At 30.4% G+C, this 22,603-nt stretch carries 18 protein-coding genes; 8 read left to right on the top strand and 10 right to left on the bottom strand.

The window, feature by feature from the left end; translation table 11 throughout:
• Window position 1 precedes the first annotated feature (1 nt).
• Window positions 2-1,447, bottom strand: a complete 1,446-nt coding sequence (locus H0I29_RS02620; RefSeq protein WP_218754316.1) for a RimK family protein — start codon at window positions 1,445-1,447, stop codon at window positions 2-4.
• A 651-nt stretch (window positions 1,448-2,098) separates the two neighbouring features.
• Here H0I29_RS02620 and H0I29_RS02615 point away from each other — a divergent pair.
• Entirely contained in the window at window positions 2,099-3,019 is a 921-nt protein-coding gene (locus H0I29_RS02615) for a 1-aminocyclopropane-1-carboxylate deaminase/D-cysteine desulfhydrase (protein ID WP_218755181.1), read from the top strand.
• Window positions 3,016-3,849 carry a glucosaminidase domain-containing protein gene (locus H0I29_RS02610; protein ID WP_218754315.1) on the top strand — a complete coding sequence of 278 codons (834 nt, stop codon included), beginning with the start codon at window positions 3,016-3,018 and terminating at the stop codon, window positions 3,847-3,849. Before H0I29_RS02615 ends, H0I29_RS02610 begins: the two co-directional genes overlap by 4 nt.
• 11 nt (window positions 3,850-3,860) lie before the next feature.
• Here H0I29_RS02610 and H0I29_RS02605 read toward each other — a convergent pair whose 3' ends face one another.
• The 6 genes from H0I29_RS02605 to H0I29_RS02580 all read right to left on the bottom strand — a co-directional run bounded on the left by H0I29_RS02605 (window position 3,861) and on the right by H0I29_RS02580 (window position 9,839).
• On the bottom strand, window positions 3,861-4,667 hold the full coding sequence (locus tag H0I29_RS02605; RefSeq protein WP_218754314.1) for an HAD family hydrolase: 807 nt from the start codon (window positions 4,665-4,667) through the stop codon (window positions 3,861-3,863).
• A 22-nt stretch (window positions 4,668-4,689) separates the two neighbouring features.
• Window positions 4,690-5,718: a LacI family DNA-binding transcriptional regulator gene (locus H0I29_RS02600; RefSeq protein ID WP_218731275.1), complete on the bottom strand. Its 1,029-nt coding sequence runs from the start codon at window positions 5,716-5,718 to the stop codon at window positions 4,690-4,692.
• A gap of 62 nt (window positions 5,719-5,780) precedes the next feature.
• Window positions 5,781-7,190, bottom strand: coding sequence for a mannosyltransferase (locus H0I29_RS02595; protein ID WP_218754313.1), 1,410 nt, complete (start codon window positions 7,188-7,190; stop codon window positions 5,781-5,783).
• Complete coding sequence (locus tag H0I29_RS02590; protein WP_218754312.1) at window positions 7,190-8,680, bottom strand: cellulose synthase family protein; 1,491 nt, start codon at window positions 8,678-8,680, stop codon at window positions 7,190-7,192. The genes H0I29_RS02595 and H0I29_RS02590 overlap by 1 nt, the downstream gene beginning before the upstream one ends.
• Window positions 8,680-9,372, bottom strand: a complete 693-nt coding sequence (locus H0I29_RS02585; RefSeq protein ID WP_218754311.1) for a glycosyltransferase family 2 protein — start codon at window positions 9,370-9,372, stop codon at window positions 8,680-8,682. The genes H0I29_RS02590 and H0I29_RS02585 overlap by 1 nt, the downstream gene beginning before the upstream one ends.
• Window positions 9,372-9,839 carry a toxin-antitoxin system YwqK family antitoxin gene (locus H0I29_RS02580; protein ID WP_218731271.1) on the bottom strand — a complete coding sequence of 156 codons (468 nt, stop codon included), beginning with the start codon at window positions 9,837-9,839 and terminating at the stop codon, window positions 9,372-9,374. The genes H0I29_RS02585 and H0I29_RS02580 overlap by 1 nt, the downstream gene beginning before the upstream one ends.
• A 231-nt stretch (window positions 9,840-10,070) precedes the next feature.
• Between H0I29_RS02580 and H0I29_RS02575 the strand changes: the two genes are divergently transcribed.
• A complete protein-coding gene (locus tag H0I29_RS02575) occupies window positions 10,071-10,964 on the top strand; it encodes a hypothetical protein (RefSeq protein WP_254712685.1) in 894 nt (297 codons plus the stop codon).
• Between the two features lie 26 nt (window positions 10,965-10,990).
• Complete coding sequence (locus H0I29_RS02570) at window positions 10,991-11,992, top strand: fasciclin domain-containing protein (RefSeq protein WP_218731270.1); 1,002 nt, start codon at window positions 10,991-10,993, stop codon at window positions 11,990-11,992.
• Window positions 11,993-12,637: 645 nt separating this feature from the next.
• On the opposite strand, the gene H0I29_RS02565 is transcribed toward H0I29_RS02570, so the two are convergent.
• Complete coding sequence (locus tag H0I29_RS02565) at window positions 12,638-14,260, bottom strand: 4Fe-4S dicluster domain-containing protein (protein WP_218754310.1); 1,623 nt, start codon at window positions 14,258-14,260, stop codon at window positions 12,638-12,640.
• Between the two features lie 52 nt (window positions 14,261-14,312).
• Window positions 14,313-15,662 carry an NAD(P)/FAD-dependent oxidoreductase gene (locus H0I29_RS02560; RefSeq protein ID WP_218731268.1) on the bottom strand — a complete coding sequence of 450 codons (1,350 nt, stop codon included), beginning with the start codon at window positions 15,660-15,662 and terminating at the stop codon, window positions 14,313-14,315.
• A 408-nt stretch (window positions 15,663-16,070) separates the two neighbouring features.
• Between H0I29_RS02560 and H0I29_RS02555 the strand changes: the two genes are divergently transcribed.
• The 4 genes from H0I29_RS02555 to H0I29_RS02540 all read left to right on the top strand — a co-directional run bounded on the left by H0I29_RS02555 (window position 16,071) and on the right by H0I29_RS02540 (window position 20,247).
• Entirely contained in the window at window positions 16,071-17,075 is a 1,005-nt protein-coding gene (locus tag H0I29_RS02555) for a glycoside hydrolase (protein ID WP_218754309.1), read from the top strand.
• Window positions 17,076-17,156: 81 nt separating this feature from the next.
• Window positions 17,157-17,990, top strand: a complete 834-nt coding sequence (locus tag H0I29_RS02550) for a universal stress protein (protein ID WP_218754308.1) — start codon at window positions 17,157-17,159, stop codon at window positions 17,988-17,990.
• A gap of 6 nt (window positions 17,991-17,996) precedes the next feature.
• Entirely contained in the window at window positions 17,997-19,400 is a 1,404-nt protein-coding gene (locus H0I29_RS02545) for a hypothetical protein (protein ID WP_218754307.1), read from the top strand.
• A gap of 115 nt (window positions 19,401-19,515) precedes the next feature.
• Complete coding sequence (locus tag H0I29_RS02540) at window positions 19,516-20,247, top strand: metallophosphoesterase family protein (protein WP_218754306.1); 732 nt, start codon at window positions 19,516-19,518, stop codon at window positions 20,245-20,247.
• 253 nt (window positions 20,248-20,500) lie between these two features.
• On the opposite strand, the gene H0I29_RS02535 is transcribed toward H0I29_RS02540, so the two are convergent.
• Window positions 20,501-22,594: a S46 family peptidase gene (locus H0I29_RS02535; protein WP_218754305.1), complete on the bottom strand. Its 2,094-nt coding sequence runs from the start codon at window positions 22,592-22,594 to the stop codon at window positions 20,501-20,503.
• Window positions 22,595-22,603: the final 9 nt, after the last annotated feature.

Raw genomic sequence — 22,603 nt, 5'->3', positions numbered from 1 at the left:
TTTATTCTAATCGTTTTTTTAATGCTGATAAAATTTCTGTGTACACTACATCACCATAAAAGGCATCTTCTACACCAAAATCTACATTTGGATTGTCGTTAATTTCAATAACCATCGGTTTGTTGTTTACAACTTTAATGTCTATTCCGTACAAACCTTTTCCCATAATTCTTGCCGATTTTAAAGCCATGTCTAAAACTTTTTTAGGCACTTTTTCTATCGGTAAACAATCTGCATCACCATCTTGCTCTTTCTTCTTTTTTGCATTCCAATTGTATATTTGCCAATGTCCTTTTGCCATGTAATATTTACAAGCAAAAAAGGGTTTATCATCAATAATACCAATTCTCCAATCGTAATCAGAAGGGCAAAATTCTTGCGCAATGATAAGGTCAGATTCTTTCAACATTTCATTGACTAAATTAGCATACTCGCTTTCTGTTTTTGCTTTTTTTACACCAAAAGAAAAGGTAGAATCGGGTGCTTTTAATACACAAGGCAAACCTACTTTATCAATAACAGTATTCATGTTGTCTTTATGTACAATAATTGTTTTTGGCGTTGCAATATTGGCATTATTTAAAGCCTCTGCCATAAACACTTTATTGCAACATTTTAAAATTGCATCTGGGTAATCGATAATAGCAATTCCTTCTTGTTGGGCCTTGCGTGCAAATGCGTAGGCTTCGTTATTTACTTCTGTACTTTGGCGAATAAATAAAGCATCAAAAGAAGACAATCTGCTGAGGTCTTTTGGTTCAATAATTTCTGCATAGATATTCATCTTTTCAGCAATATCCACAAACTTTTTTAAGGCTTTGGTATTGCTTGGAGGCGCAGGATCATTTGGATCTACTAATATGGCCAAATCAAAATCTGACGTAGCTAACTTAGGTGTGTCATATCGTTTTTTAGAAAAATATTGATTCGCAAATTCATAGACACATTCTAGGTGTTCGTTTGGTATTTCAGATTCAGAAATAGCTTTGATACTTTGTATGTTCCATTTGTTGTTAAAATCGAAATTTACACGTAAAAACGGTACTTGAAAATGTTTGTAAAATAAGCTACTGAGTCCTTTGTATTTTTGTGCAACATTTTGACCAAAATAAATACTTAAAGTAAAGGATCTAGATTTTATGTTTTTTAAACTTTGCTGAATCTCATCATCAAACTCTTCTGAAACTATTTTTACGAGTTTCAGTGTTTTTAAATCTACAATATTTTTTACAGTAGGTATGGCTAAATGACCTCTCGCTTCTGATAATAGAGAAACATAGTAGCCTTTAGATTGGTAGCTGTAGTTTTTACAAAGGTTAAATATCCTCGCTTTTTTTATGGTAGAATATTTTGGATTGGTAAGGTATTCTTGTGAGGAAATTACGGTAATATTATCAATAGAAAAAAGCCATTTTTCTGGTTGATTGGCAACAATGTATTTGTTCATTTAAGAAGCATAATCGCGATATATATTTTAAGTAAAATTATACTTTTTTTTGATTGAAAATACATGAGTTAAAAAATAAATACAATTATTTTGCAATTAATTTTTTATTGTTAACTATCGTGATAACAGGTGTTAATTAGTTTATTACTCGTTTGTTTTAATGTTTTTTGTGGTTTCTGTTGATGAAAATCTTCTTTTCTTTTAGTTTTATTATTGCTAAAAAAACAATCAACTATTTTGATTTATTTTTTAATGAGTGATAATTAGTTATTTCTAAGTATAAACAAGCTTACTTTACCTTGTAGGAAAAGCAATGATTTATTCCTTTTGTGTAGTAATATTTGACGGTTTTATATGAGATTCTTAAAAAATTAAGAGCTTATTTCTGTTTTTATAAGCTATTTTTAAAATCTAAATAGAATTGTTTCTTTCTTTAGCCACTATTTGTAAGCTTTTTTAATGGCAGGTTTTTAGGTAAGGGTTTAATTTAAAGGTGTTTTGGGTATGTTTCTTCTAAAAAGTATGTTAAGTTGCAGTTTTAACTTTAAAAAGTGAAGATTATGTAGGTATCAAAATAATATCTGTTATTTTTGCGGTAACAAATTCTTAACATTGAGTAATACAAACCAAACCTTTTTCGAGAGTGAATTTATCGCTCAAAACCAACAAGTTTTTCTTCCTATTTTAGAAGAAAAAAATATAGAACTTTTTATAAAAAGAGAAGATTTAATTCACCCTTTTGTTTCGGGGAATAAATTTAGAAAATTAAAATACAATTTAGAAGAAGCTAAAAAACTTAAAAAAAAGGCGGTACTTACATTTGGTGGTGCGTATTCAAATCATATTGTTGCAACTGCTGTTGCTGGTAATATGGAAGGCTTAAAAACCTTTGGTATTATTAGAGGTGAGGAATTGGGAAAGAACTTAGAACAAACTTTAGAGGAAAACCCAACATTAAAGGTTGCGCATGAGCATGGTATGAAATTTCATTTTGTATCCAGAGAATTATATAGACAAAAAACGTCTTTTGGTTTTATAGAGAAAATGAAAAATAAATGGGGCGATTTTTATTTAATTCCAGAAGGAGGAACAAATTTTTTAGCAGTGAATGGCTGTGAGGAAATTTTAACAAAAGAAGATGCTCAGTTTAATTACGTGTGTGCTGCAGTTGGTACTGGAGGTACGTTAGCTGGTTTGATAAAAACGTTAAAAAGAAAACAAAAGGTATTAGGTTTCCCTGCGTTGAAAGGAAATTTTTTATCCGAAGAGATAAAAAAATATACCATTAAAAATGATAATTGGAAATTACAAAAAGGATATCATTTTGGAGGTTATGCCAAGCATAGTGAAGAATTAATTACGTTTATTAATGATTTTACAGATAAAACAGGCATTCTATTAGACCCTATTTATACGGGGAAAATGGTGTTTGGTATTGTAGATTTAATTAAAAAAGATTTTTTTGCTGAAGGAACTAAGATTTTGGCAATTCATACAGGAGGAATTCAGGGAATTGCTGGATTTAACCAGATGTTAGAAAAGAAAAATGAGCCAATAATTAAAAGTATATGAAGTTAAGAGTTGTATTATTTTGTGTTAGTTTATTAATTTTATCAAGTTGTGGGTCTAGCAAAAAAGCTAGTAGAACTAAAAGGGATGCTGGTGTTGTTTTAAATGAACCGAAGCCTGTAAAAATAGCTACATCAAGTGAAGTAGAACGAACTAAAGATTTAATAACTAAAAACTCAAATTTAAATAAACAAACTTTAGATTATATTAGAAAATATGCAGCAGTTTCTGTTAAAGAAATGCATTTGCATAGAATTCCTGCTAGTATTACGTTAGCCCAAGGTATTTTAGAATCGGGTAGAGGAAGGAGCGAATTGGCTTTAAAATCTAACAATCACTTTGGTATAAAATGTCATAGTGAATGGCAAGGACAACGCGTTTATCATGACGATGATCATAAAGGAGAATGCTTTAGAAAATACCAATATGTAGAATCTTCTTATGATGATCATTCTGCATTTTTAACACAAAGAAGAAGGTATGCTTTTTTGTTTGATTATGATAGTGATGATTATAAAGGTTGGGCTAAAGGGTTAAGAAGAGCAGGATATGCCACGGATAAAAAATATCCAAATAAACTTATCAAAATTATTGAAGACTATAGATTACATGAATTTGATAAAATAAAAAATAGAGGAGGCAATAAAAATATAGATGTTGTGACGGATGATGCTAGAACCAAGAAAACTATTGGTAAGTATTATGAGGTTAAAAAAGGAGATACATTGTACTCTATTGCTAGAAAATTTAATACAACTGTTGAGACAATTAAAGAAATTAACGGATTAAAAGATAATACAATATCTATTGGACAACACTTGCTTACTAGATAAAAGCAAGTTTGTTACTTAGCTTCTATTAATTGTGTTAATACCTTTTCTACACCATAATTATCATTACTTTCGGTAGAGTAATTAGCAATTTTGGTAATGTCTTTATGAGCATTTTTCATAGAAAAACTAAAATCGGCTTCTCTTAACATTTCTATATCATTATGGTAATCACCAAAAACCATCGTTTCTTCTTTGGTAATATTTAAGATTTGTTGAACCTTTCTTAAAGCATTTCCTTTATTTGATTTTTTATCAGAAATATCTAACCAGTTTTTTCCTGAGATTTTAATTAATAAGTCTTCATCAAAATCTTTTATAAGTGGGTATACGTATTGTTCTGAAGATGTAAAATGATAAATTGCTACTTTTAAGAAATCCTCTTTGTCTATAACGCTATATAAATCATCTACAATTTGGTATTTGGTATAATATTCTTGAAACAAATCAATAAAATCTTCATCTTTAGAATCTATAAATGCCCCATTTTTTCCACACAAAACTACATGAGAGTTTTCTATACTATTTAAAATCGGAAGAATTTTTTTAATTTTTTCTGCAGAAAGTAAATTTATGACTAATAAGTCATCATTTTTTTTTGCAATTCCACCATTTTCTGCAATTACATAAATATCATTTTTAATGGCATCTAGTTTAGAAACGATACTATTATATTGTCTTCCGCTTGCAGCGCAAAAAGTAATTTTTTTTTCTTTCAGTTGTTTAAATAAGTCAAAGAATAAGGTACTTACTTCACCTTTTGAGTTTAGTAATGTTCCATCCATATCAGAAACTACTAATTTTACTTTAGATAAATTCATTGTGCTGTAAATAGATGTGGACTTATAATATGTTTTTAGTAGAATTTCTTTCAACTAAATCTGTCTTAACAATAACAGTTTCATGCTTTTTCTTCACCTTAGACTTGTCTTCTAGTCTGTTTATTAGCATTTCTGCAGCTGTAGCTCCCATAATTTCTCCGTGTTGGCTAACAGTAGTCATTCTTGGGCTAGAGTGTCTTGCTAAGATTCCGTTAGAAAAGGAAATAACAGAAAAGTTTTCTGGAATTTTATGTCCTTGTTTTATAGCTACTTTCATTGCTGCAATAGCAGAAGATTCGTCTGTAGCAATAACACTATCTATGGTGTTGTCTTTAAAAATAGGAGTTAAAATATTCTCGTAGTTTTTATAGTTGTCATCAATATTTATGATGAGGTTTTTTTCGGCTTTAAGATTGTAATCTTCTAAACCTTTTAAATAACCTAATTGTCTTCTTCTTCCAATATCTAAATTATTCATTGTAGAAATAAAGGCAATGTTTTTATGACCAGATTTTACTAAATAAGAAACGGTACTTCTAGCACTGTCAAAATTATCTGTAACCACCTTGTCACATTTTAATTTTTCAGCAACTCTATCAAACATAACAATAGGAGTCGCATTGTCTAAAACTTCTTGAAAGTGTTTATAATCTCCTTTAGAAACGGTTTCTTCTGCAAGCGATAATATAAAACCATCGATACTTCCGTTAGAAAGCATTTCAATAGTTTCTACTTCTTTCTTAAAAGACTCATTAGAAATACATGAAATTATTTTATAACCTCTGTCGTTGGCAACTTTTTCGATACCGTTAAATACCTGCGCAAAAAAATAGTTTAACATATTCGGAATGATAATTCCGATAGTTTTGGTCTGTCTATTCTTTAAACTTAGTGCATTAAAGTTAGGTTTGTAGTTTTTCTCTTTCGCGTATTTTTGAATTTTATCTTTTGTACTTACGCTAATTTCATAACTGTCGTTAAGTGCTTTAGAAACAGTAGAAATAGAAACATTAAATTCTTTAGCAATGTCTTTTATGGTAAGTCTTTTCATATTAGATTCAAAAATTAAAGACTAAAATACAAAATTCCAATCATAGTTATGATATAAAATAATTATTTTACAATTTTATAATATTTACGGTTCTTTAGAAGTTCAAAAATAAGAAACCCATAGAGGATAACGTATTCTATACCAACGAACCACAGGTTTTCTTCCCAAGGATTGTTTGCATAGGCTTGATAACTAAAAATAATTACAATTGTCCAGATTATTGGAAAGCGATACTTCGTAAAAATGGATAAAATTAAAGGTGTTGCCAAATACCAAGGATGTACGGTTGTTGCCGTGAAATAATAAAAACACAATCCAAATAACATTGCTGTGATTAATGGAATTAAAGCGTTGTTTTTTCTAAAAAAAGTGATTATGACTAAAAATAATATCGTTAAAATGGGAGTGATTTTCCCAATAATTGCAATCTCATTATAACCTCTAAATAGGTAACCAATTTCTCTAAAAATATAATAGAAACTTGCATTAAATTCAAAATTACGAAACCATAAGCCTACAGAATTAGCATAATTATTAACGAATTCAGATGAGTAAAAAGGAAGAAATAGAATGATGATGGTTGATAATGTTATTGCATAAAAACCTATCAATTTTTTGATTCCCGAGAAGGTAGTAATCCATTTTAATTTTTTATCACTATAAGATTTTTTTATGCTTGTGGCATTGATCTTATTGTTTACAAACCATTGAAAAAACAAAGGTAAAAATAATAGCGGAATTAGCTTCACAGAAACAGAGCAGGCTAAAAGAACTGCGGCCCATATCCATTTTTGTTGATGTAATTTGTAAAAACTCCAAATTAAGAAAAATAACATAACTGGCTCAAAATGCAAGTTACCTGTCATTTCTATAACTATAAACGGATTTAACGCATACAAAAAAATGTTTTTTACAGGCAAGTTTAATCTTTCTAGTAGTTTCTTTCCGAAGTACAGAATTCCAATATCAGCAAGAATAATAATCAGTCTTAAAACTACAATAGAACCAAATATACTTTTACTAGCAAACAACGCAGCTATTAAAAAACAGAGTTGGTTTATAGGAGGGTAATTGGTGTAGTGGCTTCCGTTCATTTCTCCCATACCAGCATACAAATTAGATGTTTCTGCTATTGGGTGAAGACCTTGTTGAATGTAGGTTTTTGGTAACGATAAATACGGATTTAATCCTTCAAGAATCATACGTCCATCCCAAATAAATCTGTAGAAATCTTGAGATAAATTTGGGATAGCGAAGAGAAAAATCAACCTAAAAAGAATCACTAATCCAATTAAAGTTGAGATGTTTATAGATTTGCTTTTTATCAAAAAAAAGAAACAAGTAAAAAGTGAAAACCATAAAAATAAAAGTTTATAGAATTCTGTTCTTTCTAAATAATAGGCAAAAATTACATATAAAAGTGTGCTAATTAAAATTAGGAATACGTCTTTGTATTTGGTAAAAGACGACATTAAACTTTCGAGAATATTGATTTAACGAATACATAACTATACCCAATAAAAAGCATTAAGTGAAAAGGAAATAAACCAAAATCTCCACCTTGGTCTCCTACAACAAATGCACTGTACATACCAAAAACGAAATATAGAGCCAATAAACCTTCCAAAATAACATGAAAAGATGGCTTTTTCTTTATGTATTTGTTGCTTTTCCATTCTCCTTTTAATCCATTAATATTGAATTTTGGAGTTCTTATAAATTCACTTTTTTTACCTAAATGACCTTCTAAAACAGCAATTGTATTGTGTAAAGAAAACCCCATTGCAATGGAGAAAAAGGTGAAAAAAGATCCAATATATTTTATGAATTTTACAAATCCGCCACCATAAATTGCTTTAAACATAAACCAATAGCAAACAAAAAATATTAGTGAGCTTATTACAAAAAAGCTCATTACATAAAAGTATATTTTTAGATGCGCATATTCATTTTTAATGTACAACATAGGTACACTTAAAACTGCTACCAAGAAAATACATGTAAACATAGAACTGTTTAACAGGTGTAATAAACTATGAATTTTAGTTTTAAAAGGAACGTTTTTACTTTTAATAACACGTTTCATCATCTTCTGAAAATTCTCTGCACCACCTTTATTCCATCTAAATTGTTGAGATCTAGCAGCGCTAATAACTACCGGTAATTCTGCCGGTGTAACTACGTTTTCTAGGTATTTAAATTTCCAATTTTTTAATTGTGCTCTATAGCTTAAATCTAAATCTTCAGTAAGCGTGTCTCCTTCCCAGTTACCAGCATCATAAATACACTCTTTTCTCCAAAGACCAGCAGTACCATTAAAGTTGATAAAATGTCCTTGACTATTTCTACCTACTTGTTCTAACGTAAAGTGTGCGTCTAAAGCAAAAGCCTGAATTTTAGTAAGCGTAGAATAATCTCTGTTAATATGCCCCCAGCGTGTTTGAATAACACCAATTTCTGGGGCTTTAAAATAAGGAACAGTTTTGTATAACCAATCTGGTTCTGGTAAAAAATCTGCATCAAAAATAGCGATGAATTCTCCTTTGGCTGTTTTTAAACCTTCTTTTAACGCACCTGCTTTAAAGCCTTGTCTATTGCTTCTTCTAGTATGCTGAATGTCTATACCAAGCGCTTGAATTTCTTTGATAAGTTTCGCAGTTATTTCTACAGATTCGTCGGTAGAATCATCTAAAACCTGAATTTCTAACTTTTCTCTTGGGTATTCTAATAACGCAATGTTTTTTAACAAGCGCTCCATTACATACAACTCATTATAAACGGGTAATTGTATGGTAATAAACGGAATCTCATTTGTATTTGAGAAATTAAATTTTTCTGAGTTATCTACTTTCTTTCTTGCTTTTAAATAGTTTAAAAGTAAATTTAATTGCGCTAATGCATACATAAAAATGAGCAATAACGATAACGAGTAAATAATTATGATAATGTATTCTATAACCACTATTTAAAACTGTATTTAAAAATCCAACCTAATATTTTAATTCCTGCAAAGATACTTCCTTTTACAGTACCTGATACCTTAGAAACGCCTATTCTGTTTCTATATTTTACAGGAATTTCTACGTAACTTAATTTTTGTTTTAATGCTTTTAATTGCATTTCTACCGTCCAACCATAAGTCTTATCTACCATGTTTAGGGCTAGTAGTTTATCGTGTTTTATAGCTCTAAAAGGCCCTAGATCTGTATATTTTGCGCCAAAAAATAACTTCATTAAAAAGGTAGCTAGCCAATTCCCAAAGACTTGTTGCGGCGTCATAGAACCACTTTCTCTCGTATCTTTTACACGAGAACCAATTACAAAATCGATATTATCATGCAATATTGGGTGAATTAATTCTGTTAACTGTTCTGGGTAATCAGAATAATCTCCATCTAGAAATACAATAATAGTTGGTTTTGTTTCTTGCTTACTAATGTATTCCATCCCTTTTAAACAAGCAAAACCATATCCTTTTCTAGTTTCTGTTAAAACAGTTGCCCCTGCGTTTTTTGCATTAACTTCTGTATTATCTGTAGAGTTGTTGCTAATTACAATAACTTCGTTTACTATTTTAGGAATGTCGTTAATAACATTTGCTATAGAATCTTGCTCGTTATAAGCAGGTATAATTACTTTTATTAGTTGATCCATTAAAAATTTACATTTGGATTATCTTTCTTAAATATAAAATAAGATGTCCACTCTCCCGTTTTTTCGTTTGCACTATAATGTTCTGCTTTTTTTAGACGATTATTTTTATAAATCAATGCATAACCATCTTTAACACCATTTTTAAACTGAATTTTTTTCTTCTCTTTATTACTGTAGAAGGTCCACCAATTATTAGCAGAATCATTCGTATAAGTGCCTTCTTTTAATAATATATTATTTTCGGTGTAAAAGTACCAATATCCATTTTTTTTATCGTGATTAAAATGACCTTTTTTTGAAATGTTACCATTTGAATGATAAAAAGTCCAGAAATCTACCTTTTCATTATTTTGAATCCATCCTTTAGATTGTAAATTTCCTTGTGTATTAAAAATTTGAACAAATTCTTTTTCATTTTGAGCATAGGTTGAAATAAAAAAGAGACATAATGCATATTTAAGAATCATATTGTTTTTTTGTTTATAGTTTCTTGTTCTTTAGTGAATTGAAATTAGTTAGTTACTATTTATAGGTTAATTAATAAAATACCTAAACATGTCAATTTCTTGTTTAGTCGGTTATTTCTTGTGTTTAATACATACGAAATTATTTAGTTTAAGGTTTTTTTTAAAATTTTAAAACCGCTACTTGTTTTTTTACGTAAGTATGGTGTCACTAACATTTAAAACAAAACAATTATGACAATTAAAAAAATGAATAACATTGGAACTCTTGCAGGATTATGCATGATGTTTACCACTATTTGTATGGCTCAGAGCCCAGTAAGTGGATTTATGAAAAAAACAGGAGAAGGCGCTTTGGTCTTATCTTATTCTCAAGAATCTTATAGTAAGGTATTTTTAGTACCTAATGAAGTAGACGGAGTACCTGTATTTAATGATGTAACTACAACAAGTATTTCTTTATACGGAGAAATTGGTGTTACCGATAATTTTAATATTGTATTAAATGTACCTTATATTAAATCTGAAGGAAATGCAAGTAGTGAAGTATTAGCAAATAATGGCTTTCAAAATGAAAGAAAAGGATTTCAAGATTTAAAAATTTATGCGAAGTATAAAATTCACACTTTTGATTTTGATAAAAACTCTTTATCCTTAATTGGAGCTGCTGGTTTAGAAACACCTTTAGGTAGTTACAGAGCAGATGAAGGTTTGCAATCTATTATTGCTATTGGAAATGAGTCGACTAAGTTTAGTGCTTTTGGTATTGCTACTTTTAAAAACGATTCAGGAATGTTTGCAACAGGTCAGGCTGGTTACAGTTTAAGAGGTAACGATGTTCCAAATGCTTTTATCACAGAATTAAAGTTAGGGTATGCATCCTCTAAATTTTACGTAGATGCATTTGTTGCTAACCAATTATCAGATAAAGATGGTATAGACATTTTAGGCGAAGGTTTTGAAGGCTTTTTTCCTGCAACACGTGTAAACTATACAAGAATAGGTGTTAATGGTTTTGTGCCATTAGATGCATCTGTAGGTATAACAGCAGGAGTTAGTAGTTATGTTAGTGGTAGAAACGTTGGTAAATCTACAGGGGTTTACGGTGGTGTTGTTTACTCATTTTAATCAATCAATAAAAAATATATACAATTATGAAAAATTTATCTATATCAAAATATATATTAATGTCAGCGATGGCTATTAGTACATTAAGTTCATGTGAAACAACATCTAATTACGAAGAAGAATTACCTTCTGTTGCTAATATTGCTGTTACAAATCAAGATTTTAGTACGTTAGAAGCTGCAGCGGTAGCTGGAGGTGTTGCTGTTGTTTTAAGTAACCCTAATCCAGGAGATGCTTCTGGAGATTATACCGTTTTTGCACCAACTAATGATGCTTTTGCAAGATTGGGATTAAATGAAAATACTTTGGGAGCACTTCAAAAATCATTTTTGACGAATACATTATTATATCATGTTTCTAATGGGAATTTACTTAATTCAGCAATTTCTGCTGATGTTTCTTCAACATCTGCTCTTGGAATTGACAGACGTTTTATAACTCGTGATGGGGATACATATATTAATGGTTCTAAAATATTGGCAACCGATGTTATGGCTAGTAATGGTACTGTGCATGTAATTGATAAAGTTATGATTGCTTCTGGAGCTGATATTGTACAAACAGCAATAGCGCTTCAAACGGCTCAGGTTTTTACATCACCAGAATTAACTTATTTAGTGGAAGCTGTACTTTATGCAGATTTAGCAGGAGCACTTTCTGCTTCGGAAGGTAGCCCTTCATTTACAGTATTTGCACCTACAGACCAGGCATTTATTGATTTAGGTGCTGCATTAGGATTAACTTTTACAAAACCAGAAGATATTCGTCAATTACCAGTAGAGGTAGTAACATCTGTACTTTTAAATCATGTAATAGCAAACGATGGTAAATTTACTTCAGAGTTAAGTGAAGGAGCATTATCTCCATTAGGGGGAGATGATTTAACTTTAGGTGCTTTTACTAATGGTACACTTACGGTTACTGGTTTAGGAAATGGTGGTGAAGTTGCAAATATGGTAATACCAGATGTACAAACAACAAATGGTATCGTTCACGTAATAGATAGAGTATTATTACCAAATCTATAATAAAATAGAGTGTTAGTTTAGTTTGATTTTTAAAGCCACAAATTTATTTTGTGGCTTTATTTTTTACAAAAAATTGATTTTTATATTCAGGAATATATGTTTAGTTTTTACTAACATAAAGAAATGCTTTTTAAATAGCATAAAAATAAGTCGTAAAGTTTACTTCTACTTCTTATTCATTAAAACGATTAAGTCAACATCGTTTACTAATAAAATTTATGAAGCATTAATGCTGCTACCTTCTTCTGGTTTGTTTTTCTAATTTAAAACTTCCTTTAGACAAACTGCAGAACAGATACCACAACCAACACAACTAGAACGTATGATGTTTCCTCCTTTTTGTTGTGCATAAGCTCTAATATCAATTTCTAGCTCATAATTCGTAGAACAAGTTTCTATAAGAAATACATTGTCCTCTATTTATGATAATTACCAATGGTATTGTTCATGTAATAGATCGATTTTTATTATTAAATCTATAATAAAATTGAGTGTTAGTTTAGTTTAATTTATAAAGCCACAAAAATTATTTTGTGGCTTTATCTTTTTACATTCAGTAATATATGTTTCGTTTTCTTACGAACTTAAAGAAATGCTTTTCAGGATATTTTTGAATAGCTTTAAAATAAGTCGTAAAGTTTACTCTTACTTCTTATTCATCAAATCCATTAAGTCAACATCGTTTCCTAATAAGATTTCTGTAGGATTAATTCTACCCTCTTCTGGTCCGTTTTCTAATTTTAAAACTCCTCTTGGGCAAACTGCAGAACAGATACCACAACCAACACAACTAGAACGTATAATGTTTTCTCCTTTTTGTGCATAAGCTCTTACGTCAATTCCTTGCTCACAATATGTAGAACAGTTTCCACAAGAAATACATTGTCCACCATTTGTGGTAATTCTAAACCTAGATTTAAAACGTTGTACAAAACCTAAATATGCAGCCAACGGACAACCAAAACGACACCAAACTCTATTCCCAAAAATTGGGTAGAAACCGGTACCAATCACTCCCGCAAAAATAGCACCTATTAAAAAGCCATAAATATCTTGAATCGTTTGTGTCTTAATACCTAAAACTTGACTTTCTTGCGTAAAGAAAGTGTACAAAGCAAACCCAGTCATTACCAAAACAAAAATTAATACAGTATGAATTACAATACGTTCTACTCTCCAAGAAAGTAGGGTTTTACTAGAGTTTTGTCTGTAAGGATCTCCTAATGTTTCTGCCAAACCACCACAACCACAAACCCAAGAACAATACCATCTTTTTCCGAAGAAATAAACCATTACAGGTACAACTACAATAGTTAAAACAACTCCCCAAACTAAAATAAATAAGCCAAAAGCACCACTAGCAAGCAGTTCTTCTAAATTCCATCTAAAGAAAAAGTCGTAATCTAAAGGAAAAGCATTTTTAAAATCATACCAAGGCATTTGAAAACGAACTAAAATTTCTGGAATTAAAAAAGCAAATACAATTTGAAAGAATAAAACAGAAGTAGTTCTTAATATTTGGTATTTATTATGACGGTATTTTATATACATTCTCACTGCCATAACTGTCATTACTGTACAGTATAAAAAACCATATAAAAACCATTGACCGGCAGGATTTCCGCTAAGAGATTTACTAATTGGATCTACTAAATACACCCAGTTTACAATGAAATCTGGATAAAAGTAAAGTAAAATATAAAAAGTAACCAAGAATATAAAAGTAAACCAACCAATCCAACCACGGTTGGTAACTGCGCTTAAGAAAATACCATCGTTTTTAATTCCGGGTTTACCAAGTAAAATTACATCAGGCACAATAAAAATAAGTGCCCCAATAATACCTAAACCAAAGGTTAAAAACCAAGCCAAACCTGTATTGTCTGCAGCAAAACCTTTACCAGATTTTTTTGCAAGTTCAAAACTGATACTATGTGGTTTTCCTGAGATCTTATATTGAAATTGTTTTCCTTTTGCGTCCCAATTTTTCTCTGAATCATATTTAGCAATTAATGCATCGTAATGATTATTAGAGGTTTCGTAAGCATTGATTACTCGGCTAGAGAATTGAAAAATATTTAAGTTTTCTTCTGTTACAATTGCCTTTGATAATTCTTCTTTTATAATTTCACTTTTATAGCCTTTTTCTTTTATAAAAGTATCTAATTCCGCTTGTTTTAAGTTAAACGAACCTGTGAAAACGGTAGCTATAAAGAAGGTTAATCCTGCTAAGAAGATGATTAAACCTGATTGTTTTATGAGTTTCAAAATAATTATGGGGTGTTATGAGTTAAAATTGGATTTCTTTAAACGTATTTCTTTAATTAAGAGAAAAAATACGTTTCCAACTTTTCTTTTTGGATTGAATATTGGTGTTGTTTTCTGTATTGAATTTTGCTAAAATTTCAGCTTCATGTAATTTAAAGAATTCAGGATCGAAATTAGCGTCGGCTAAATACTCTAAAACATGTTCAATAGATTGGTTTTCGGTTAACCATTTGTCAAAAATTTCATGGCGCATTCTAATTCCGAAGGTATTTATCCCTAAAAATAGATGTGTATTTTTATCAAAAGAAATCGTAATACATTTATGCTCTGTTGGATGTTGCCATTGAAAATAGGTTTCATTTTCTTGCTTACCTTTTTCGCTAAAGACCCAACCATAGGTTTGATATTCTATATCTAAAAACTTTGCAGAGTTAAACCAATGTCCAGGTTTGTAAGCTGTTTTATTGCCACAAATTGTTTGCGCTAAAGTTTCGCCCATCATTCTACCAGTGTACCAAACAGCTTCAATATTTCTACGTTGCCCAATAGCTTCGTGTTGTTCTGCACAATCTCCAATTGCAAAAACATCTTTTATATTTGTTTCTAAAAATCGATTTACTTTTACACCACGACCTAAGGCGATACCAGATTCTTTTAAGAAATCTATATTTGGAGTTACACCAGCAGTTAATCCAACCACATTACAAGGAATTTCTTCACCAGTTTCTTCAATAATAATCGATTTTACACGTCCGTTTTCATCAGATTTAATCTCTTTTAAATTGGTGCTTAAACGTAAATCTATATGATGTTCTTTTATATGATTGTTAATCATTTCCGACTCTTGTGTAGGTAAAACCCCGTTCCAGAAACTATCTTCACGCACTAAAAAAGTAACAGGTATTTTTCTGCTTCTTAACATTTCTGCTAATTCAATACCGATTAACCCACCACCAACAATTACTGCGCGTTTACAAGCCTTGTTGTCTGGTGCAAACTTTTCTAATTTTTCTAAATCTTGTTTATGATACATACCCATAACTCCATCTAAATCTTGCCCTGGCCAGCCAAATTTATTGGGTTTAGATCCTGTTGCTATAATTAATTGATCGTAAGAAAGAGTAGATGCATCTTTAAACTCTAATTCTTTTTTGTCTGTATTTACATTACTAACAAATCCTTCTCGTAGTTCTATGCGGTTTTTTTTCCAAAACCAATTCTCGTAAGGTTGTGTATGTTCAAACTTCATGTGTCCCATGTAGACATACATAAGGGCAGTTCTAGAAAAGAAATATTTAGTTTCTGCAGAAACGATTGTTATTTTATGATCAGAATTTTTTCTGATATGTCTCGCAGTGGTAACTCCAGAAATTCCGTTACCGATTATTACAATATGCTTCATAGGGTGATTGATTCTTGAGGGTTAAGTCGAAGCTAAAGTTAAGAACTTAATCGCATAGATTAATTTAGAATGGATTTAAATAAAGAAATAGGTCTTTGTTGAATGTGATTAAGGAGAATGTTTTATTTTTTGAGTAATTTTTTTATGGATGAAAGTATCTATTAATTGTGGTTAGTACTACTTGTTTTTAGATGCTTAACTAAATGATTAGCATAATTCTAGGAATGGATAAAAGAACTAATAATGTTTTTGATAGTTTTCTAAAGAAATATTTAAGATCCATACAGATGCCGATTATTAAATAAAATTTAGAGAGTAAATAAGTAAGAGGAATATTTATACTATTAGTACAAAGTTTTAACATTGGTTTAAGAGCATTGTTTTATTAAATAGCTATTTTCGGGCGATATGAAAACCTATAAACTACTTTTTTTATTGTTGATATTCATTCAGTTATCATGCAATAGTCAACAGAAAAAAATAAACGGATTAAGTTTTGTTGCATCAAGAGATACAATAAATAAAACACATATAAATTCGGTCTTAGAAGCGCAAAGTAATTATGTTGCATTAATGCCATTTGGATTTATCAGAGACCTTTCTTTTCCTAAAGTTGGTTTTAATTCTAGCAGACAGTGGTTTGGAGAAACTAGAGGAGGTTTATTGCAGTATGCAGAAGAATTTCAGAAAAAGAATGTAAAAATTATGGTGAAACCTCAAATTTGGGTTGGTCATGGTTTTTTTACAGGTGATATAAAAATGGATTCTGAAGAGAACTGGAAAACATTAGAAGTTTCTTACTCAGATTTTATCTTAACCTATGCAAAAGCAGCACAAGAAATTAATGCAGACATATTTTGTATTGGTACAGAATTAGAAGATTTTGTAATGAATAGGCCAGAATATTGGCATCAATTAATTATAGAAATCAAAAAAGTTTACAAAGGGAAATTAACCTACGCTGCAAATTGGGATGAATATAAACGTGTTATGTTTTGGAATGAATTAGACTTTATTGGTGTAGATGCTTACTTTCCTTTAAGCGATAAAAAAACACCTTCTGTGAAGGAGTTCGAATTAAGTTGGCAGCCTCACAAAAAAGAAATTATACAAGTTCAACAGAAGTTTAATAAACCCATTTTATTTACAGAGTTCGGTTACCGAAGTGTAGATTATACAGGTAAAGAACCTTGGGACGCAAATAGGGTAGAAGGTAGTGTAAATTTGCAAGCTCAGGTAAATGGTTTACAAGCAATCCATAATCAGTTTTGGAAAGAAGAATGGTTTGCAGGTGGTTTTATCTGGAAGTGGTTTCATAAACACGATAAAGTTGGTGGAAATAATGATAATAGATTTACACCACAAAATAAACCAGCAGAAGCAACAATTAGAAAATTATATCAAGAAAATTAGCAATCTAAAATATGACGAATATCCTATATATTTAGGTAATTAGCGCTTAAATTAGCATATTAACAAAAAACTACTACTACCATGAAAAAAATAATTGTACCCATAGACTTTTCTGTACATTCTGAGCATGCCTTAAAAACGGCTGCTTTGTTAGCAAAAAAATACAAAGCAACTGTTTACGCGTTGCACATGTTAGATTTACAAGAAATTTCTTTAACGGAGAGTGAAGATAATCAGCATGAAAAAGCAATTTTTTTCTTAAAATTAGCAGAAAAAAAGTTTAAAGATTTTCTGGTAAAAGATTTTTTAGAGGGGGTAAAACTTATTCCAGTTATAAAACAGTTTAAAGTTTTTAGTGAGATAAATGACATTGCAAAAGAGCTAGATGCCGATTTAATAATTATGGGATCTGAAGGTGCAAGTGGTTTAAAAGAATTTTTTGTAGGTTCTAATACAGAAAAAGTAGTAAGATTTGCAAATTTACCGGTTTTGGTTATAAAAAATGAAATGCTAAATGCCGATTTTTCGGACATCGTGGTAGCTACAGATTTTTCCGAAGAAAGTATTCCTGGATTTCAAAGAATGTTAAAAACATTAGACTTTTTAAATGCCCAAAAACATATTTTATATGTGAATTTACCAAATGAAGAATTTAAAACAACTTCTGAAATGGAAAAAATGGCAAATAATTTTTTATTGAAAGCAGAAGGAGATGTTCATAGAATGATTAATGTAAATTATGTTTGCGATAGAACTGTAGAAAAAGGGATCCTAAATTTTTCGAATGCATTAGGAGCAGATTTAATTTCTGTAATTACGCATGGTAGAAAAGGATTATCTCATATTTTTGCAGGAAGTATTGCCGAGGATATTGCAAATCATTCTACCTTGCCAATTATTACGATTAAAATTTAAAAAGATATGACTATTAAAAATTTTTTGAGAACAGTTTTTGTTTGCTTTTTTTTATTTTCTTGTACCGAAGATAATGATATTACTGTTCCAAGAAATTTACAGGAATATATAGATACTTCATCAAATACAGATTTAGGAGACGTTTTTGCATATGCAGCAAGTGCAAGTGGAGATACTAGTACAACATATATATATGCTGCACCAGGAGAAGGAGCTACGGATATTAGATATTATGAAGCAGATAGCCTAAATGTAGATCAATTAGATTTTTCTAATTACAGAAGACAGAACCTAACTGCAACTAATGTTTATGAAGGAGAATTGAAGCGTTTTTCAAGGTCTGGTTCCGAAGAAAATTGGTGTATCGTTACCTATATGTTAGATGGTGATTTGCATAAATCGAATCCAATTCGTTTAAAAAATGCAACAAACCCAACAAGTTGGACGGATGAAGTTACTATAGAATATCCAACAACAATAACCCCAAAATTCACTTGGTCAGATTTTGGAGTGAGTGATAATGTAATTTATTTTGAAGCTATTTCTGAAGTAGACGATGAAACTTTTGTTTCCGGAACATATACTTTAGATAAAACATTTCAATATTATGACACGTCTAATGTAGAGAGTTCTTTAAACGTTTCTGGAACGCCTGATGATTTGGTAGAAGACACAGAGTATCTTTTTACAATGATGGCAATTAGTGATGATTATTGGGTAAATACTGTAATTCTAGAATCATTTGTACCAAGAAATTTGGAAGAGTATGTGGCTTTAAATTCAACAAAAACAATTGAAAGTGCGCTAGCTTTTGCAGCAAGTAGTAGTGGTTCCCAGAGTCTTTCTTATATTTATTATGATTTCTTAATAGGTTCTTCTGCCATGAGGTATTATGAAACAGATAATACGTTAGTAGATGAAACAGATTTTTCTAATTATAGAAGAAAAATGCTGACAGATGAAGCTGTTTATGGAGGTGAACTTAGAAGGTACAATAGAACAGATGATTCAGAAAGTTGGTGTATTATTACGTATGTTATTAATGAAACATTACATATTTCTAATCCAGTAAAAATTAAAAATCAAACAAGACCTACAGAATGGTTTACCGATCTTACCATAGATTCGAGTGAATCATTAATGCCGATATTTACTTGGAGGGATGGTTCTTATTTAGAAAATGTTGAATATTTAGAAATAATTACGGATGCTGATAGTGATTTTTTATCCGGAACTTTTACAGAAGATAAATTGTTTCAATATTATGACACTTCTAACGTTACTTCAAAAATAAATTTAGATACACCAGCAGCATTAATTTTAAATGAAGATTATAAAATTACTGTAATGGGTTTAAGTGATGATTTTTGGGTAAACCTGATGATACAAGAAACTTTTACTGCAGAATAATGAGGTTTAGAGATCTTTAAAAGTATTTCTAAAAAGTAAGATTAGTAATCTAAATTTAATCTTACAATTCTTATTCTCTTATAAAAATACTTAGTTTTGTCAAAAACAAATTTAGATGAGAACTTTTGCAATTGGAGATATTCATGGAGGATTAAAAGCATTAATTCAGGTTTTAAATAAGCTTGAATTAAAAGATGGAGATAGAATTATTTTCATGGGAGACTATGTAGATGGTTGGAGTGAATCTGCACAAGTTGTTGCGCTTTTACTAGAGTTGTCTCAAAAATTCGACTGTGTTTTTATCAAAGGAAATCATGATGTTTGGTGTCAGAATTGGTTAAAAGATACGAATGATGTAAATCCTATTTGGTTTTTACACGGAGGTAAAGAAACCATGGAAAGTTATGCAGGCTTCTCTATTGAAGAGAAACAGCAACACCTTACTTTTTTTGAAAACTTACCATTATATCATATAGATACAGAAAATAGATTGTTTTTACATGCTGGTTTTACTTCTTTACATGGCGTAGAAAAAGAGCAATTTAAAGAGTTGTTTTATTTAGATAGATCATTGTGGGAGATGCTTTTAGCTTTAGATTCTAAAATCGAAAAAGATTCTTTATTCTATCCGAAAAGAATACAACACTATAAAGAAATTTACATTGGTCATACGCCAACAACAAACTACAATGAACCAAACCCAATAAACATTGCAAATGTTTGGAATGTTGATACAGGTGCCGCTTTTAAGGGAAAGGTTACTGGCTTAAATATTGACACCAAAGAATTTGTACAAAGTGATAGTTTACCAAGTTTGTACCCTAATGAAAAAGGTAGAAATAAGTAAAACCTTTATTTTCTTAAAGAGTTATAATTGTCATTCAGAATGAGGAAGGAAGAGGAATCTCATAGTTCCAGTTATTTTTTTAGAATGTGTTAGTGTATTGAGTCATTTCAAAAAGGAATAACTTCGAAACCTACAATGTAGTATTACTATTTAGTGACAGAAATACACTGAATTTTCAACACAAAAAAAAGGTTTAAGAAACATGAAAATAAATGTTTCTTAAACCTTTTTTAATACTTAATATATACTTTAATTATTTGCCTTTCTTCGGGTGTACTATAGTCATTTCATCTATTAAATGAGTCGCTCCAGCATATTTATCAACAATAAATAATACATATCTAACATCAACCATAATGTTTCTACAGATTTCAGGGTCATAGTTCATATCACTCATGGTTCCTTCCCAAACTCTATCAAAATTTAGACCGACTAAGTTTCCTTCAGCATCTATTGCAGGACTTCCAGAATTACCACCTGTGGTGTGATTTGTACCTAAAAAACAAACCGGAACTTTACCATTTTTATCAGCATATTGTCCGTAATCTTTTGTTTTATGAAGTTCACGTAATTTTTCTGGAACATCAAATTCATAATCTCCAGGAACATATTTTTCAATAACTCCATCTAAATAACTAACAGGATTATAGTAAACGGCATCTCTAGGCGCATAACCTCTTACTTGTCCGTAAGTAACACGTAAAGTACTGTTTGCATCCGGAAAATAACGCGCATTTGGCAATGCTTCCATCAATGCTTTCATGTAGGTTTTTTGCAAAGCTACAATCGGTTCATTTTTTAGTTGATATTCTCTATTCAAATCCTTATAAAATGCTTCAATCATTGGTTTTGCATATTGATATGCAGCATCATTATTCAAGTTTTTAAGCACTTTTTTAGCTTTTCCATCAAACAATTGTAAAGCGGTATCTAGATTTGTAAAAGCTGTTTTTTCATAAATACTAGCATCAACGTTATCGTTATAGAAAGGCATTACATTTTCGAACACACCTTTGTCTACACTCACATCATAATTTTTGTGAATGCCTTTTAAAGTGCTTTCTATAGCAGCTTTTGCTTTGTCAAAAGACTTTGGATCTTTATTAATTGCTTGCTCAAATTGATATGCTCTAAAAGTCATACTCATTAGCTCATTGGTCACCAAAAAGACTTCAATAAAGTTTCTTCTTTTGATGTTGATAGGAGCAAACTCTTTATACAAACGATCAAATTCAGGAAGAATATTTCCATACTTTTCCGTTAAGTTTTTTTCTGCCAAGGCTTTTGTAAATGTAGCTTCAAAAGCTTGTCTTTTTTTTACGGCGTTACTTTTTTGGATTCCTAAATTTTCTCCAATCCATTTTTTCCAAGAATTTGCAATTCCGGCTTGTTTAGAAGCATATTTAATACGAACTTCATCACTTTCTTTCATTTTTGCATCAATAACCTTTAATGCAGCTTCTCTAATGGCAATATTTGTTGGGTTGTATTCTTCAGTAATATGTTTAATTGCAGCAGCAGGTAAGTATTCATCTGTGGTTCCTGGAAAACCAAAAACTAAGGTAAAATCTCCTTCTTCTACACCGTCTAAAGAAATTGGTAAAAAGTGTTTTGGTGTATAAGGAACGTTGTCTTTACTGTATTTTGCTGGGCGATTATTTGCATCTGCATAAATTCTGAACATAGAAAAATCTCCAGTATGTCTAGGAAAAACCCAGTTATCTGTGTCGCTACCAAATTTACCAATACTTGTTGGTGGTGCACCCACTAAACGAATATCCTCAAAACGTTCTGTAACAAATAAAAAGAATTGATTTCCTTGAAAAAAGGATTTTATTTTGGTTTGTTGCCAAGCTTCTTTAGTGATTGTTTTTTGTAAAGCATTCCCATTTTTTGTAATGATAGATTGTTTTTCTCTTTCAGTTAAAGAATCATTTACACCTGCAAGAACGCTGTCTGTAACATCTTCAATACGCACAATAAACTCGATATATAAACCTGGGTTTGGTAATTCTTGCTCTAAATTCATTGCCCAAAAACCATCTTTTAAATAATCATTTTCTAAGGTAGAATGAGATTGAATTTGACCAAATCCACAATGATGATTGGTTAAAATTAAACCTTTTGGAGAAATAATTTCACTAGTACAGCCTCCGTTAAAATGCCCAATAGCATCTTTTAAACTAGAATTGTTTACATCGTAAATGTCTTTTGCTGTTAATTTACTTCCTAAAGAAGTCATTTCTTGTTCGTTCATTCCTTCTAAAAGCGAAGGAATCCACATACCTCCTTGTTGCGCAGAAACCTGTACAAAAAGGAATAAAAATAGAATTTTAATATATTTCATATAGTTGAT

The sequence above is a fragment of the Polaribacter sp. R2A056_3_33 genome (assembly GCF_019278485.1).
Classification (GTDB): Bacteria; Bacteroidota; Bacteroidia; order Flavobacteriales; family Flavobacteriaceae; genus Polaribacter.
Note: the sequence above shows the minus strand (reverse complement) of the source record. Positions and strands in the feature narration are given on the sequence as shown.